The 16,754-nt window shown below is 44.1% G+C and carries 16 protein-coding genes; 9 read left to right on the top strand and 7 right to left on the bottom strand.

From position 1 onward, the window contains the following. Positions 1-197 precede the first annotated feature (197 nt). The 5 genes from B7360_RS07615 to cobT form a co-directional block, all read right to left on the bottom strand. Complete coding sequence (locus tag B7360_RS07615) at positions 198-1,994, bottom strand: M3 family oligoendopeptidase (RefSeq protein WP_085343188.1); 1,797 nt, start codon at positions 1,992-1,994, stop codon at positions 198-200. 128 nt (positions 1,995-2,122) lie between these two features. Then, positions 2,123-2,737 (bottom strand): alpha-ribazole phosphatase, encoded by a 615-nt coding sequence (gene cobC, locus B7360_RS07610; RefSeq protein ID WP_085343187.1) that lies wholly within the window; start codon positions 2,735-2,737, stop codon positions 2,123-2,125. Positions 2,738-2,748: 11 nt separating this feature from the next. Then, the gene (gene cobU / locus B7360_RS07605) at positions 2,749-3,282 is read right to left on the bottom strand and encodes a bifunctional adenosylcobinamide kinase/adenosylcobinamide-phosphate guanylyltransferase (RefSeq protein WP_085343185.1); all 534 of its coding nucleotides are present in this window, start codon (positions 3,280-3,282) and stop codon (positions 2,749-2,751) included. Further along, positions 3,279-4,085 (bottom strand): adenosylcobinamide-GDP ribazoletransferase, encoded by an 807-nt coding sequence (locus B7360_RS07600; RefSeq protein ID WP_085343183.1) that lies wholly within the window; start codon positions 4,083-4,085, stop codon positions 3,279-3,281. The genes cobU and B7360_RS07600 overlap by 4 nt, the downstream gene beginning before the upstream one ends. Beyond that, the gene (cobT, locus tag B7360_RS07595) at positions 4,085-5,128 is read right to left on the bottom strand and encodes a nicotinate-nucleotide--dimethylbenzimidazole phosphoribosyltransferase (RefSeq protein ID WP_085343182.1); all 1,044 of its coding nucleotides are present in this window, start codon (positions 5,126-5,128) and stop codon (positions 4,085-4,087) included. The genes B7360_RS07600 and cobT overlap by 1 nt, the downstream gene beginning before the upstream one ends. A 247-nt stretch (positions 5,129-5,375) precedes the next feature. Here cobT and B7360_RS07590 point away from each other — a divergent pair, with 247 nt between their 5' ends. The 7 genes from B7360_RS07590 (at position 5,376) to purT (ending at position 12,978) form a co-directional block, all read left to right on the top strand. Next, positions 5,376-6,065 carry an NAD(P)H-binding protein gene (locus B7360_RS07590; RefSeq protein WP_005397784.1) on the top strand — a complete coding sequence of 230 codons (690 nt, stop codon included), beginning with the start codon at positions 5,376-5,378 and terminating at the stop codon, positions 6,063-6,065. 200 nt (positions 6,066-6,265) lie between these two features. Beyond that, positions 6,266-7,639 (top strand): L-cystine transporter, encoded by a 1,374-nt coding sequence (locus B7360_RS07585; protein ID WP_085343180.1) that lies wholly within the window; start codon positions 6,266-6,268, stop codon positions 7,637-7,639. A 156-nt stretch (positions 7,640-7,795) separates the two neighbouring features. Further along, the gene (gene sbcB, locus B7360_RS07580; protein WP_085343178.1) at positions 7,796-9,217 is read left to right on the top strand and encodes an exodeoxyribonuclease I; all 1,422 of its coding nucleotides are present in this window, start codon (positions 7,796-7,798) and stop codon (positions 9,215-9,217) included. 55 nt (positions 9,218-9,272) lie between these two features. Then, positions 9,273-9,647 carry a CidA/LrgA family protein gene (locus B7360_RS07575; RefSeq protein ID WP_005397786.1) on the top strand — a complete coding sequence of 125 codons (375 nt, stop codon included), beginning with the start codon at positions 9,273-9,275 and terminating at the stop codon, positions 9,645-9,647. A 1-nt stretch (position 9,648) separates the two neighbouring features. After that, complete coding sequence (locus tag B7360_RS07570; protein WP_005377888.1) at positions 9,649-10,326, top strand: LrgB family protein; 678 nt, start codon at positions 9,649-9,651, stop codon at positions 10,324-10,326. 443 nt (positions 10,327-10,769) lie between these two features. After that, complete coding sequence (cdd, locus tag B7360_RS07565) at positions 10,770-11,657, top strand: cytidine deaminase (protein ID WP_085343176.1); 888 nt, start codon at positions 10,770-10,772, stop codon at positions 11,655-11,657. A gap of 145 nt (positions 11,658-11,802) precedes the next feature. Beyond that, complete coding sequence (gene purT, locus B7360_RS07560; RefSeq protein ID WP_006741653.1) at positions 11,803-12,978, top strand: formate-dependent phosphoribosylglycinamide formyltransferase; 1,176 nt, start codon at positions 11,803-11,805, stop codon at positions 12,976-12,978. A gap of 71 nt (positions 12,979-13,049) precedes the next feature. Here purT and B7360_RS07555 read toward each other — a convergent pair whose 3' ends face one another. Continuing rightward, complete coding sequence (locus B7360_RS07555; protein ID WP_085343222.1) at positions 13,050-13,700, bottom strand: thiopurine S-methyltransferase; 651 nt, start codon at positions 13,698-13,700, stop codon at positions 13,050-13,052. Between the two features lie 316 nt (positions 13,701-14,016). On the opposite strand from B7360_RS07555, the gene B7360_RS07550 reads away from it, so the two are divergent. Further along, positions 14,017-14,796, top strand: coding sequence for a RelA/SpoT domain-containing protein (locus B7360_RS07550; RefSeq protein WP_085343174.1), 780 nt, complete (start codon positions 14,017-14,019; stop codon positions 14,794-14,796). A gap of 123 nt (positions 14,797-14,919) precedes the next feature. On the opposite strand, the gene ihfA is transcribed toward B7360_RS07550, so the two are convergent. After that, the gene (gene ihfA, locus B7360_RS07545; protein ID WP_005377899.1) at positions 14,920-15,216 is read right to left on the bottom strand and encodes an integration host factor subunit alpha; all 297 of its coding nucleotides are present in this window, start codon (positions 15,214-15,216) and stop codon (positions 14,920-14,922) included. Positions 15,217-15,749: 533 nt separating this feature from the next. Here ihfA and B7360_RS07540 point away from each other — a divergent pair. Continuing rightward, on the top strand, positions 15,750-16,631 hold the full coding sequence (locus tag B7360_RS07540; RefSeq protein ID WP_085343172.1) for an AEC family transporter: 882 nt from the start codon (positions 15,750-15,752) through the stop codon (positions 16,629-16,631). Positions 16,632-16,754 lie beyond the last annotated feature (123 nt).

Genomic DNA, 16,754 nt, shown 5'->3' with positions numbered 1-16,754 from the left:
GTAGAAATCACTATTTCCCTCGAAAATCCGATACCTTTTCGCGCCAGGCACTCAAATCAAGCATTGAGGCGTTTAATTTTTAAACAATTACAAAGTGTTAGGGCTGTGAACTTTACCACAGCCCTGATTAAGATCATTATGATTTGATCAAATTTTTGTAGCTATAAAGCAGATTATGCATCAACAATGCGAAAAACTTAGCCGCGCTGTGCGAGCAAACGCTCAAACTCATCGACTTTTTCACGCACTAGCTCAACGCTCTGCTGCCAAAACGTTGGTTGAGTTAAATCCATCGATAGATGCTTTTCGACAACATCTTCGGCCATCATGCAGCCGGTGTCGCGCAGCAAATTGATGTAATCGGTGTAAAACGCTCCGCCTTTGGTTTCTCGCTGTGCATAAATACCCTTGCTGAATAAGAAACCAAATAGGTATGGGTAGTTATAAAAGCTCACACTATCGATAGAAAAATGTAACTTGCTTGCCCAGAAGTACGGATCCGGCTCGCTCATTACGTCGCCATACCATTCTTTCCAAGTTTCAGACATCAACTCACAGAATTCATCTGCGGTTAACTCTCCATCCTGGCGGCGTTCATAGAACGATTTCTCAAACTCGTAGCGAACCGGAATGTTGATCATTAAAGCTAGCGCAGATGACAACTCTTCCCACAACATCTCTAGCTTTTCATCAACGCTCTCCGCTTTCGAAATCAAATGATCACGAACGATGTTTTCTGCAAAGATAGAGGCGGTTTCTGCTAACGTCATTGGATAGTAAGTTTGGCAAAGTGGCAAATCACGAATAACCCAGTTATGGAACGCATGGCCAAGTTCATGTGCCAGAGTCATAAGGTCTGAACGACTGCCACTCCAAGTCATAAACACAAGTGGTGTTCGCGTTGCTGGCAGTTTGGTGCAGTATGCACCAAGGCGCTTGCTGGCATTTGGCGCGGCATCAATCCATCCGTTTTGTACCATCAAACGGACAAACTCCGACATCTCAGGGTTTACTGTTTCAAATGCTTCACAAATAACATCAATCGCTTCATCAAAGTCGTAGACCTTCGCTTCACCGCTCAAAGCAGGCATAGCCGCCAGATGATTCCAAGGTTTCATCTCATCCAGACCATGTACTTGCGCCATCAATAAACCCGCTTTCTGACCAATAGCTCGACTGTCTTTGGCTACGGTCATCATCGCATTTAAAGTTTCAGCTTGGATTCGGCTACCATGCAAACTCGGCTCTAGGAAGTGAACTTCACGCTTCGCCGAACGCTTTTTGTTTTCAGTTAAACGCCATCCTGCTAACGCATTTAAAATCGCAGCGAATGATTCTTGGTGCGTTTGCATTGCATCTTGTACGCCTCGCCACGCGGCTTCTTGACGCTCGAATTCAGAACCATAAAGAATGCTCGCCGCTTGAGAAAACCCAAGCTCTTCACTCTTACCATCTGTGTATTCAAGCTTCACTTTCAATGAGCCAGTCAGGTTATCGTATAGGTTACCCCAAGCCGATTTACCATCCACACTCATCGCAGCCAGTAACTGTTCTTCTGCGTTGCTAAGACGAGTATCCGCCAACTTTCTGGAATTCAAGATAGAAAAAGCTTGCCCACTGATATCAGGATTCTCATGATCTAACACGCGCAAGATAAACTCTTCGTCGGCATGCGTTAGCGTCAAATCAAAGGGACTGAACGCTTGGGAAAGCTCCGAAAAGATGCGGGTCATTTTACCAAGTAACGATTTCGCTTCGGCGTTTGTTGCATCAACAGAAGCATAACAACTCGCAAAATTTGCAACTGTGCCCGCTAAACGACTCGCGGCTTCATTGGTCAAAATCGCATTTTGCATGATCTCTACGTTGCCGCAATCTGCTGATTGTTTATTCAAAAGATCAATACATTGTTCCACAAGAGCAATATCGTCTTGAATTCGTGGGTCAGAGAGATCGTTATAAACGATGGACAAATCCCAACTCGGCGTTGTCATTTCTATATTTCCTTTTTATGTAACTGAGTCAATTTTCGCTTCCTGCACCTAGCAGATGGGCTTCCACTGACATCTTCCGTGACTATGCCCATAAGCAGTATCGCTTTGGGCATTTTAATATTTATAAATTAACGAGTTAAAAGAGGTACGCCAATCAAACGCACCGAGGCGTAAATTTGCTCATCTATGGTAATTGTTATATGCGTGACAGAAGCGTTTCCTATCGACAACGTCGAATACCACTTTGGGTTACGCCAATCTAACTCCAATACATGAGCAAGAATCATACGAATGACGCCACCATGCGTGACGATAAGTAGATTGTCATTGATATCGTTGATGATTTGAGACCAAACGCGACATATGCGCTCAGAAAATGTGCTTAAGCTCTCAGCGTTCGGCAACGTATGTTGTGCTGGCGATTGCCAAAAAGCATCTAGCTTTTTCCACTGCTCAGTGAGCATATCAAAAGGCATACCATCAAAATCACCAAATGCCATCTCTTGTAAAGATTCATCCGTCATTACTGGTAATAATTGCTGTTCAGCAATGATGTTTGCTAGTTCTTGACAACGTGAAAGCGGAGAACAAATCACTCCACCCACACTTCGTCCACTCTCGATCCAAGCCCGAGCAATGCTCTCTTGGTCAGCAGGCCTAACTTTTACATCCGTTTGGCCATGGAGTCCTGGTGGAGCGTCTACTTTTCCATGACGCACAAGATAGATATTGAGTGTTTTCATTTTGTTCCATCCTACTCTTTAAGAACCAACGGCAAACCAGCAGCAACAAAGGTAACACGATGGCAAACACTGGCTAGTTTTTGATTCATCCGTCCTGCATTATCCACAAAGTAACGACTAACCGCCCCCAAAGGCACAATGCCCATTCCAACCTCGTTAGAGACGAATATTAACGTCGCATCTGAACCACGTACCACCTGTATAAACTTTTCAATTTCTGCTTCTAGCCTCTCATTGGAACATTCATCACCTAACTCAAATATCCAATTGTTGAGCCACAAGGTTAAACAATCGACCAATACAACATCGGTGGTCGCGAAACTTGTCAGTAACTCAGATAAATGAAGGGGGCATTCATGCTCTTGCCACTCGCCCCCTCGTTGCTTTTGATGATGCGCTATTCGCTCTCGCATTTCTTGGTCAAATGGCAGCGCGGTTGCAACATAATGTAATGAGTGTTGAGAAGTGGTCGATAATTGCTTGGCTGTTTTTTCCGCCAAATGCGACTTCCCAGAGCGCGCGCCACCGAGTATCAATTGCTTCATAAGATGTGATAAAACCCAATCATAGTGAGATAAATAAGCAGTTCCGATAGCTGCTGCGCTGCGCCAAGACAATCCCCCGTAAAGCCGCCAATTCGCTTGGTTAACCAACGTTTGAACATCAAACGAAATACCACGAGAACAAGCGATATAAAGATCGCCTGCGTGATACCAAGCACAAGCAATGTTATGCCACCAGTAAACAACAAAATGGAGACTTCTAAAGAAGACTGGCTATTTGCCAGCGGTTTACTTTTCGACGTATCACTGTCACTGACATAAGGCATGTCATAAATAAGCGTCGCGGCTAGTGCTCGGCTTGCGATATAAGCGACGACAATGACCAACCAAAACTGCGGCAAGTTAGCCAGTTCACTCCAAAAAACATACTTAGCCAATAACGCCATAATGAGAGTGGCTGCACCATAAGTGCCAATGCGGCTGTCCTTCATAATAGAGAGGCGTCGCTCGACAGTCATGCCACCGCCAATGCCATCCGCCATATCAGTCAAGCCGTCTTCGTGAAATGCCCCTGTTAACAATAAGCTAAACACCATTGTTAATACTATGGCAACCGATTCTGGGAAAAGAATTGAGGTGAGCGAAAATACCAGAGCACAAAGCGCTCCAAGTACGAGACCAACTAACGCGAAATAACGTCCGGCCTGATTCATGCGTTCTTCACTGTATGGCAACGCTTGGGGTACGGGTAAGCGACTAAAAAAACTGATAGCTAATAGAAACAACTCCCACTGGTATCTTAACGATGACGGCGTGACGTTCTCAGAATTATCAGGGACTGACACTATACTGTAACTCCTGCACTCTCAAAGCTCGCCATCTTGTTGTAAAACTGGGCAGCAGCTTTTAACAAGGGTAAGGCAAGAGCGGCTCCGGTTCCCTCCCCTAATCGTAAACCAAGATCGAGTAGAGGTTCTGCTTTTAGGTACTCTAATACAAACTTATGTCCATTTTCTTCGGAGCGGTGGGCAAACAACATGTATTCGCGTGCTTCTTCGTCTAGCAACGTTGCAATATACGCAGCAACCGATACGATAAATCCATCCACTAAAACTGGGGTTTTAAGCCGCTTGGCTTCTAAAAAAGCGCCTACCATTTGTACGATTTCAAAGCCTCCAACCTGTGCGAGAATCGCTTTAGTATCAAGACCTCGACATCGGTTTACTCCCTGTGCAACCAGTTTATATTTGCGGCTCAACTGCTGTTGATTGATTCCGGTGCCAACGCCAACACAATAGTCAATATCTAGTGAACTCAGCGCCGATAACAGTGCGGAAGACGAACTGGTGTTACCAATGCCCATCTCACCGAACATCAATAGATTTGAGCCAGACAAAATGGTTTGCTCAGCAATCTTCGCACCATACTCTAAACCTAGCGCCACTTGTTCTGGGGACATCGCTGATTGTTTAGAAAAATTAGCCGTACCGTTACCCAACCGTTGTTCAACCAAGTTTGGATGAAACTTAAATTCTGGAACCAGCACATCAATAGGTGCCAACATGCCGCAATCTATTACTTTGAGTTGGATGCCATTGATGACGCAAAAGCAGTTGATGGCTGCGCCGCCGGCGAGAAAGTTAGCCACCATTTGCTGAGTGACTTCGCTTGGCGCAATGCTTACGCCTTCCTCTGCAACGCCGTGATCTCCAGCAAATACCAGCATGCTCGGTTTACAGATAGCGATGGAATCAACTGGCTGAGGTTTATCCTGACTTTGAATAAGAGCTAGCTGTAGTGCCACCTTTTCCAATAAGCCTAAAGAACCGACGGGTTTGGTTTTGTTATCTATGCGCGCTTGTATCTCCGCTGCAAAAGAGTCATCCATTTTTTACGTTCCTTTGATGTTGTCTGGGTGAGAGGTGTTCCATTGATTAAGAAATCTTGCTCAGCCCCAGTTTTGAGCGTCCACTATTGTATACCCTTGCATCCGCTTGGGGCAGCGCTAATCAGATTTCTGTTAGGAACGTCTACTGAGTTCGCAGAGCGTCTCACCTTTCGAGCATTCGATTATAAGTAACTCCTTGAAATCCGCTACAATAGCTTAGGCTATATTCCCATATAGGAGAAAGGACATGGATAACAACACCTGCGCCATCATCGCTGGGGCGACTGGCTTAGTCGGTTCAAAAGTCATTACAAACCTCATAAATCAATCAGGTGTTGGTACCTTATATTATCTTTCTCGCCGCCCACTCGATGGCGTCCTAGATGCGGACAATAAGCTTGTTCCTCTCATTGATGCCGACCTCTCTATCCACCAATGGGATGATAACCAACCAACACCGACCATCGGCTTTATCTGTTTAGGCACAACTCTTAAGCAAGCAGGCAGTAAGGATAATTTACGTAGAGTAGATGTTGATCTGGTGTGTAAAGTCGCCCAACAGATGAAAACGATCGGAGTCAAACGCCTTGCGGTTGTTTCTAGCCTTGGTGCAAATAGTAAATCACCATCCCATTACTTAGCCTGTAAAGGACAAATGGAACAAAGAATCGAAGCTATGGGTTTTGAGGAAATCGTGTTTGTTCGCCCAGGCCCGCTTGTTGGTCAACGTCAAAGCCCAAGAACGGACGAGAAGTTAGTGCAAACTCTGTTTAAGGTAATTCGCCCATTCATGCTTGGCAAACTGTCCAACTTTTTACCTATTCGAGCGGAAGATGTCGCCAAAGCGATGATTTATCAACTTTTCAGTTATCAAGAAGACTCGGTGGTTTACTTACAAAGGCAAGAAATGCGTGACTTACTGCATCACTACGAATAACCATTTTGTACATTTAACGTGCTAATTCACACTCTCACGCGACTTAGATCTCGTTTTTATATTCATTTTGGATCTAGCTAATACCCGTTTGTCATTTTTAAAGTTATATCGCGAGCGTTATCTTACGCCCCATAAACAAATCCGTATAAAACCCCGTATAAAAAACAACCGCCATTTCGGCAGGTTGATAAGGTCAGATTATGAATTTTGCAGTGATAGCCTCTCTAGCCGTCTTTGTTGGCATATTGTTCTTTCTTTTTAACCAACAACAAAAGAAACACACACTTTCTCGTCTCGTTTTAATCGGTCTTGTTACTGGTTCTCTTTTTGGTCTTGCTTTGCAACTCATTCACGGTGAAGGCAACAGCGCAATTGCTCAAACACTTGAATGGGTAGGCATTGTAGGCAGTGGCTACGTTGGTCTACTGAAAATGGTCATCATGCCACTAGTATTGGTATCGATGATCTCTGCAGTTGTTAAATTGGAGAAAGGTGGATCATTAGGTAAAATTTCTGGCCTGACCATCTCTGTTCTTCTAGTAACGACTGCAATTGCTGCACTTATCGGTATCTTGGTGACAACAACATTTGGCCTGTCAGCAGAAGGGTTAACTGAAGGTGCTCGTGAAACCGCTCGTATCGCCGTTTTAGAAAGCCGTGCTGGTACAGTAAGTGACCTGACTATTCCTCAAATGCTAGTTAGCTTCATTCCAACCAACCCATTTGCTGATCTAACAGGTGCTCGCTCGACCTCAATTATCGCTGTCGTTATCTTCGGTGTATTAACCGGTATCGCCGCTCGCAAAGTGATGATGGAAAAAGCAGAGTTAGAATCTCCGATTCGTACTTTCGTAGAAGCAGCTCAATCAATCGTTATGCGATTAGTGAAGATGATCATGGCGTTAACGCCATACGGCATCGCAGCACTGATGGCAAAAGTGGTAGCGACATCAAGCGCAGGCGACATCCTAAACCTACTTGGCTTTATTGTGGCGTCTTATGTTGCTATCGCTCTGATGTTTGTTGTTCACGGCGTATTAGTCTCGTTTGTCGGCGTTAGCCCTGCGGAATACTTTAAGAAAATCTGGCCTGTACTGACCTTCGCGTTTACATCTCGTAGCTCAGCAGCAACGATCCCACTAAACGTAGAAGCGCAAATCACCAAGCTTAACGTTCCACCAGCGATTGCAAACCTATCAGCATCGTTTGGTGCCACTATCGGCCAAAACGGATGTGCAGGTATCTATCCTGCAATGCTGGCAGTGATGGTAGCTCCGACAATGGGCATCAACCCACTGGATCTGCACTTTATCCTGTCATTGATTGCGATTATCACTATCAGCTCATTTGGTATTGCTGGAGTCGGCGGAGGTGCAACGTTTGCAGCATTGATTGTTCTCCCTGCAATGGGCTTACCTGTCACCATCGCGGCGCTACTTATCTCTATTGAACCATTGATTGACATGGCACGTACCGCACTGAACGTTTCAGGATCAATGACTGCGGGTACGATTGCTAGCCGAGTGCTGAAGTCACCAGAAAGCGAAACAGCATTGGAAGAAAGACGAGCGTAAAGCTCAAACTACTTCCCAAGCAATAAAACGTAAAATATCAAGCCGATGGTTCGCCATCGGCTTTTTCATTTTCAAAAATTCAACTTGCATCTTTCGTTGCTAGTCAAGGCGTTGAATGGTCTAATACTGTTATCGGTTTTGTAAACGGTAAGCAGAATGCACCAAGATAATCAGCCCACTTTTTTCTTCTTTGATTATGAGACATGGGGAACCAACCCCGCGAAAGATCGCCCAAGCCAGTTTGCTGGTGTTCGTACAGATGAAAACTTTAATATCATCGGCGAGCCTTTAGTCATGTACTGCCAGCCACCTGCTGATTATCTTCCGTCTCCTGAAGCTGCGCTTATTACTGGTATTACTCCGCAAAAAACGGTTCAAGAAGGCCTTTCTGAGCCTGAGTTTATCGCTAAGATTCACGCTGAACTCGCGAAACCAAATACCACCAGTTTAGGCTACAACAGCATTCGCTTTGATGACGAAGTGACCCGTTATACTTGTTATCGTAACTTTATCGACCCATACGCATGGAGTTGGCAAAACGGTAACTCGCGTTGGGATTTACTCGATGTATTACGCGCGTGCCACGCCCTTCGCCCAGAAGGCGTAGAATGGCCAGAAAACGAAGATGGCTTCACTAGTTTTAAATTAGAGCACTTGTCTGTTGCTAACGGCATAGAACATAGTAACGCGCACGATGCGATGGCAGACGTGGTTGCGACTATCGAAATGGCGAAGAAAGTAAAAGCAGCGCAACCAAAATTGTTTGACTACTTCTTTTCTATGCGCCAAAAGCGTAAGCTCAATGAATTAGTCGACATCGTCAACATGACGCCTTTGATGCACGTTTCAGGCATGCTAGGGCGCGAATGCCAATACACCAGCTGGATTGTGCCTGTTGCTTGGCATCCAACCAATAATAACGCCGTTATCACTATCGATTTAGCGAAAGACCCTCAACCTATTCTAGAGCTATCCGCAGAAGAGCTACACGAAAGACTCTACACTAAGCGAGAAGATCTTGGTGACTTGCTACCAGTACCAGTTAAGTTGGTTCATTTAAACAAATGCCCTATTCTCGCCCCTGCAAAAACGTTAACGGCTGAAAATGCGGAGTCTATTGGCATTGATCGCCAGCAATGTCTCGCTAATCTCGCTTTGTTGCGCCAACATCCTGAAATTAGAGAAAAGCTGATTAGCCTCTTTTCAGTCGAGCGTAAATTCGATAAAAGTGATGACGTCGATACGCAACTTTACGACGGATTCTTCTCTCCGGCCGATCGCGCAGCCATGGATATCATTCGAGAAACCGACCCGAACAATCTTGCCGCATTGGACATTGAATTTGATGACAAGCGCATTAAACCTCTATTGTTCCGCTATCGTGCGCGTAACTTCCCAGGCACATTAGACGAGCAAGAACAGAGACGCTGGGCATTACACTGTCGAGAAGTGTTTGAAAGCCAAATTGAAGAGTACATGCTGAATTTAGAAAACTTAGTTCACGAACATGAAAGTGACGAAAAGAAGATTGCGATATTAAAATCCGTGTACCGTTATGTAGAGAGCTTAGCTTCTTAACTCCTCCTAATACAAGCGCACCTTATGGTGTGCTTGTTGTTTATATACTGTCAAAATGATTAAAGAACGATTCTTACAACTGATCCAACTGCTCATTTCAATCTTCCTCATCATGGGGGCACTTGGCATCGGAATTACCATTCAAAAGTTCACTGGCGTTTCCGTCCCAGGAAGTGTCATCGGTATGCTCGTACTGTTTTTCTCTATGACTCTTGGGCTTGTAAAGGTCGATTGGGTCAAACCGGGCGCCACGCTATTTATCCGCTACATGATTTTGTTGTTCGTTCCTATTAGCGTGGGATTAATGCAACATTTCGATATGCTACTCGCTAATGCCCTCCCTATCATTGCTAGCGCAGTTGGAGGCTCACTCATTGTACTAGTCAGCCTCGCTTGGCTGCTGGACTACTTGCTAAAGGAGAAGCACTGATATGTGGTTAGTTGTTACCATTGCGGTTTTTCTTGTCGCGCGCCAAATCGCAATCAAAGTGAATAATCCTCTAGCAAATCCTTTGCTGATCAGTATTGCAGTACTCATTCCTTTGCTTACATACTTAAATGTACCGTTTGAAACGTATTATGCGGATAACGAAGGGATCAGTTTTTTACTTCAACCAGCCGTAGTTGCTCTGGCTTACCCGCTATATGAACAACTACCACAGATTAAAGCAAACTGGCGAATCATCACTTTTGCTTGCACAGTAGGCAGTGTGATGTCGATGATGACAACCACCTTGATCGCAGTCGCTTTCAAAGCAGATATCAGTTTAATCGCAAGTCTAGTGGGTAAATCCGTCACTACGCCAATAGCAATGGAAATTTCGAGTCACCTTGGTGGTGAAGCTGCCGTTGCGGCGATCTTGGTTCTGATTGTTGGTTTATTGGGCGCGATTTTGGCATACCCAATTTACAACTTAATTGGAATTAAACACCCGATTGCACGTGGCCTAACAATGGGTACCGTGTCTCATGCCTTAGGCACCGCGACATGTGCAGAGAAACAGCCCATTGATGCCGCGTTCTCATCACTCGCATTGGTTTTATGCGGCATCATCACTTCTATTTTGGCTCCAAGCTTTTTTGCTTTGGCTGTCTGGCTATATCAATAGTTAAGCGCTCTCGGTCTGCCCTCCTTCCGGCAGGCCGTGGCCTTCCCGTTTCTTCCTTATCCCTTCCAAAATTCTGTATTACCTCATCTAACAACCCGTTCTAGTAAGATCGTTAAGGCACTCTGACGAGATACACACTAATAACTTCAACATTCAGTGCAATATTACTGACTCAACGTTGCTTAGATATCTAGGAATAACGTTGTGTGGACATGTAGGCATCGTAATTAACATATCCCAGCGTCTTGGTCATATGAATATATACTGATATGGTTAATTGTGAGACGGAGATAACGCTTCACGTCAGTGCAATCGAATACATGTGTGAGCTCACTCTAATTATGTAACAGAATTATCAATTGCATTATTTATCGTGATCTAACGCACGGAACATTTCTATCCTTCACATAGAATAACTGTCCATGCAATAACAAGGATTCAACATGAAAAGTCGCATTGAACAGGCGCTAGCAGGCGCTCCAGAAGCACTTTCCAAACAACTTGCTCCTATCATCCAAGCTGATGATTTTGATGCTACGCTTTCAGTTCAACAGTTTGAGCAGTTGCTTTCAGCTACCGGTCTATCAGATAAAGAGCTTCGTGTTGCTCTACTTCCTTTTGCCGCAGCATATTCCTATGCTCCTCTTTCTGAATTTTATGTCGGTGCTATCGTTCGTGGTCTCTCAGGTCGCCTTTACTTCGGTGCCAACATGGAATTCTTTGGTGTTCAGTTAGGTCAAACAGTTCACGCTGAGCAGTCTGCAATTAGCCATGCTTGGATGAAAGGTGAACATGGTATTAAGGATATCACTATTAACTTCAGCCCATGTGGTCACTGCCGTCAGTTCATGAACGAGTTATCTACCGCAAACGAGCTTAAAATTCAGCTCCCAGAACGCGAAGAAAAGTCGCTGCATGAATACCTACCTGAAGCCTTTGGCCCAAACGATCTCGGTATCGAATCCGGCTTAATGGCAGAAGTAAAGCATCAGTTCTCATGCGATGATGAAGACACTCTAATTCAAAGCGCTGTTGAAGCGATGAACATGAGCCACTCACCATATACCAACAACCTGAGTGGCTTAGCATTAGAAATGGCTAGCGGCCGTGTATTCCAAGGTGCTTATGCGGAAAATGCGGCGTTTAACCCTAGCTTGCCGCCGTTACAAGTTGCGCTGATCCAAGTACTACTTGCGGGTGAAACTTTTGACAATATCAAAGCCGCTGCTCTGGTAGAAAACTCAGAAGGCAAGATCAGTCATTTGGCTGATACGCAATCAACGTTAGAAGCGTTGAATCCAGATATTCCACTTAGTTTTGTCAACGTATAAGCGACAATTTCAGTATAAAAAGCTCTACGGCATGTAGAGCTTTTTTATTGCCTAAAAACCAAAAGCAAACGTTTGCTTTGTCATAAAACTTCAGTATGATCTCCTGCAATTTCTGTCTCACCACTCTATTTTGTAAGGGAACACTATGTTTGGCACTGCAACCAGCGCAAATGCTACCCGTGTATTACTTTTAGGCTCTGGCGAACTCGGTAAAGAAGTCGCAATTGAATGTCAGAGACTTGGTTTAGAAGTGATTGCTTGTGATCGCTATGCTAATGCTCCAGCGATGCAAGTTGCTCACCGTAGTTACGTCATCGATATGTTAGATGGAAGCGCCTTAGAAGAAGTTATTACGAAGGAACAACCTACTTACGTCGTACCTGAAATCGAAGCTATCGCAACCGACAAACTGGTAGAGCTTGAAGAAAAAGGGCTGAATGTTGTTCCAACCGCTAAGGCAACCAAGCTAACAATGAATCGTGAAGGTATCCGACGTTTGGCTGCAGAAGAACTAGAACTGACGACATCACCTTATCGTTTTGCAGATACTTTTGAAGACTTCAAAGCCGCGGTTGAGCATGTAGGCATCCCGTGCGTAGTAAAGCCAGTTATGAGCTCTTCAGGTAAAGGGCAAAGTGTCATCAAGACCGAAGACGACGTTGCAAAGGCATGGGATTACGCACAGGAAGGCGGACGTACGGGGGCAGGTCGCGTGATCGTGGAGGGTTTTATCGACTTCGATTACGAAATCACTTTATTGACTGTAAGAGCCGTTGACGGTGTGCATTTCTGTGCTCCAATTGGCCATCGTCAGGAAGATGGCGACTACCGCGAATCATGGCAACCGCAAGCTATGTCAGAAAACGCAGTAAAAGCAGCTGAATACACGGCTGAGAAAGTAGTCAACGCACTCGGTGGCTACGGCATCTTTGGTGTAGAGTTATTTGTTAAAGGCGATAAGGTCATTTTCAATGAGGTCTCTCCTCGCCCACACGATACAGGCATGGTCACTATGATTTCTCAGGAAATGTCAGAGTTTGCTCTCCACGTACGTGCATTTACCGGAATGCCGATTAATAATATCGTACAATATGGTCCATCTGCGTCGGCCGTTATTCTTGGTCAAGGGACTTCTACAAACATTCGCTTTGACAACCTAACCAAAGCCTTAGCTCAACCTCAAACGCAAGTTCGTCTATTCGGCAAGCCAGAAATCGATGGTCGCCGTCGTTTAGGTGTTGTCCTTACGCGACGAAAAACCACCGAAGAAGCCGTTCAAGATGCTGTTGAAAGTGCTTCAAAAGTTAATATCACTTATTAAATACGAACCACTTATACAAAAATAGCGCAGCTCAAATTGCTGCGCTATTTCGTTTTACAAACCAAAAAAACCTATTTACTCTCGATTAGGTACACTTCTTCAGAGAAGCGACTTAAGCCTTTTTTCGCAATTTTAGGATGGTTTTCATCAGCTTCATCTACGTTCAAACAGGTAACTTTGTAACCTGAAAATAACTGCTCAATCTCTTCGACTGGCACGCTAAATGGAGGCCCCGCCATCTCTTCTTGAGGATAGTTGAGTGTAACAAGCAAAATACGACCGCCTGGATTCAAAAGTTGCTTGAGACGCTCTACATACTCCTCTCGCATATCTTGCGGTAAAGCAACCAACGCGGCGCGATCATAAATGATATCGGCTTGAGATACTGGTGCAGTGAAAAAGTCCCCAGTATAAATAGAGAGCTCATCAAATTGATAAAGCTCGTGCATACCATTAACAGGCGTCACGGTTGGCGTATAAAAATGTTCAGCAAAAAAGGCACGAACAGCGATATGGCTCAGCTCAACACCTTCAACTGAATCATGCTTCATCGCTAACCAAATCAAGTCTTCTGACTTTCCACACAAAGGCACTAACACTTTGTCTTCACGCTTTGGGTTTGTGTGTTGCCAATATGCAGGTAATAGCGGGTTTACATCTTCCAAGTGAAATCCGATTTGATTACTGGCCCATTTATTATGCCAAAACTCTTGGTCTCTCATTTTACTTTCTACTTGTCGGCTGATTTTCATTTTGAGAAGTAAGACTAACGATTTTTTTCAATTTGTCTATGCCGTTCATCTTTGGTTAATACAGTGGTGGTAGGATATAAACGTTCTTATAGGAACCACGCCTTTATCTGATAAACAGAATAAAGAAAAGAGAAATGGTGATCTAACACACGATTCCACTTCAAGACAAAACTGAAACCTTGGAATCTTTCGTAATGACCCCATTAATAAGTTAGTACCTGATTTGCCGAACTTAGCGACCTTTATGTTCCCTATTTTCTAAGTACAAGCAAGTTAAGGAGAGTGAATGAGCTTATTTCTTCGTACTACAGCATTGATGCTTTTGGTACTTAGCCGTGCACCGGCATTTGCCGCACTTCCAATTACCCCTGCGCCGAGTGGCGATCAAAATCGTTCAACAAGTCAAAACGAAGTTTGTTCGAAACTCTTTAAACATAGCCTTAGCGGCTTGTATGGTATTCAGTCAATCGACGCAACTCCAACTCAGCCATACACTGACTTCGACATTCTTTACAGCAAAGCTCACCAAGCACAATTTGAGCTTGAAACTATTTGTAAAAGTACCGCACTTCTTAATGATGCTCAGCCATACTTCGCAGGCGTAAAGTCCAAACAACGAGCAGAAGAAAAAATAGCTTTGGAGTTAGATGGCAAAGTCGAACGCATTACTGACCTAGCCCGTGCCACGATTGTTGCTGAAGACGTCGCGAGCTTAGTCTCCATTTATGAAACCTTAGAGCGTGAAACAACAATTGTTAAAGTAAAAAATCGCTTCAAAAAACCAGGTCCTTCAGGCTATAGAGACTTGAACTTACTCGTTCGTTTACCAAAGACAAATCTAGTTGCCGAAGTTCAACTGCACTTAAAAGCCATCGCAGATGTGAAAAGCGGTCCTGAACACGACCTATACGAAAAAATCCAGAAACTAGAACGCCAAGCGATGATGGAGAAACGCGAACTAAGCGAACTAGAACTCACTTCTATTCGCAACATGCGTGCACAGTCTAAAAACTTGTACCAACAAGCATGGCAACCATACTTAACAACGCACCTAGAAGCAGCGTAATCCATATCATTAAGATATACTCAAAAACAGAAAAACCACCGCATTGCGGTGGTTTTCGTTTATATGCGACACAAGTTTTACGCAAAAAAAAGACCACGCCTTAGCGTGATCCATTTATTCGGCTTACTGTACTTTCTTCAGGTTTTCTACACGAGCTTTTAACTTCTGACCCGGGCGAAAAGTCACTACACGTCGAGCAGTAATTGGAATATCTTCACCGGTTTTCGGGTTACGACCAGGTCGTTCATTCTTGTCACGAAGATCAAAGTTACCAAAACCTGACAGTTTTACCTGTTCGCCACTTTCCAGTGCCTTACGAATCTCTTCAAAGAACACTTCCACCGTTTCCTTGGCGTCCCGCTTACTAAATCCTAATTTATCAAACAGGTTTTCTGCCAGTTCGGCTTTTGTGAGCGCCATAAAACTTTCCTCAAAGCTATGTTAAACAATGCTACGTTAGTGTAGCGCCAGAGCAGTTTTACCCTACCAATTCAACAACATATCGGGGTTACATCAGGAAGTGTATGACAAGCTTATGATTTTCGCCAACTTTTTTCTTGGCGAACAAAAGGAATAGCACTATGTAAATTATTGTTAAACGCCAACATTTTGATATTTTTGTTTTTGTTTTCTCTTTAATAGGAAAAACATCCAGCTGATAAAACTAAAAGTAGTTTAAATATCAACATTAATCACTATTTAATAAAAATATCAGAGATTGGTTATTTAACAGACACTTGACATAGAACTTGTCGTAAATTCAGTGATTTGTATGTAACTCGATACGTAACAATTGAACTAAATGGTATGACCACCTGGCTTTGCAACTGTGCTTAGAAAGCTTGATTAAACCCACGCTTCTCACTGTTCAGCGATGACGCAATATATAAAGGTTGATAATGTGGTTCTTCGTGTATCTCCACATTAGCTCCTTACACTTCATCTAGGCGACCATGATTAATCAAATCATAAATATTCTTTTCCCTGTTTTTGCTCTTGTCGGCGTCGGCTATTTGGTAGGTCGTTACATCAAGCCTGACTTTCGTCCAATCAACCGCATTAACATTGAGGTTTTCACACCTGCGCTGGTGTTTTCTTCGCTCGTTAGCATGCCGTTAGACTCGAATCAGGGACCACTCCTTTTTGCAGCAATTGTCGCGGTTTTGGTTCCCGCACTACTCATGATCCCAGTATGTCGATTAACGTCACTGTCGTTTAAAACCTGGGCACCACCACATATGTTTCGCAATAGCGGAAACCTTGCTATTCCTTTGTTTACCTATACGTTTGGAGAAATTGCGCTATCCTCAGCAGTACTGCTATTTGTCGTGTCAGCATGCTTGCACATTAGTTTAGGTGTAATGCTACTTAGTCATGGCAACCCTTTTAAGCAAATAGTCAAGATGCCAATCTTTTTAGCTGCGTCGTTGGCTCTGTTTCTCAACGTGTCAAATGTGGGTGTATGGGCACCTTTATACGAAGCGACTGCTCTACTTGGCCAAGCGGCAGTACCCGTGATGCTTTTATCCCTGGGGGCACAAATGTGTCATTTAAGAGTGGACGGTTTAAAGGTTGGTGTATTGTGTACCGTGCAGTCGCTTGCAACTGGGGCGGTTGCATTTGCACTTATTTATTGGTTAATTCCCCTTCCAACGATGCAATTGCAAATGATGGTACTCTTCACAATGCTGCCACCAGCCGTCATGAATTACCTATTTGCGGAAAGGCTGAATATAGAGCCCATGAAAGTGGCGTCAATGGTACTATTTGGCAACTTTTTCAGTATTCTTACGCTCCCACTTCTGCTTAGCTATACCCTCTCACTCGCTGCCTAACCGCCAATAAGCTATCGTTAGCGTGTATTAGCTGAAAAACAATACGTTCCTAATCTCGGGTAAGGGTTATCCCTAGTTTGGTCTAGTATTTTAAAGTAATGAGGGGTGGTGCGAGCAGTAAGG

It is taken from the genome of Vibrio sp. ArtGut-C1 (genome assembly GCF_002105475.1).
Classification (GTDB): domain Bacteria; phylum Pseudomonadota; class Gammaproteobacteria; order Enterobacterales; family Vibrionaceae; genus Vibrio; species Vibrio diabolicus.
The sequence above is the reverse complement of the archived record's forward strand: the minus strand, read 5'-3'. Positions and strand labels throughout refer to the sequence as shown.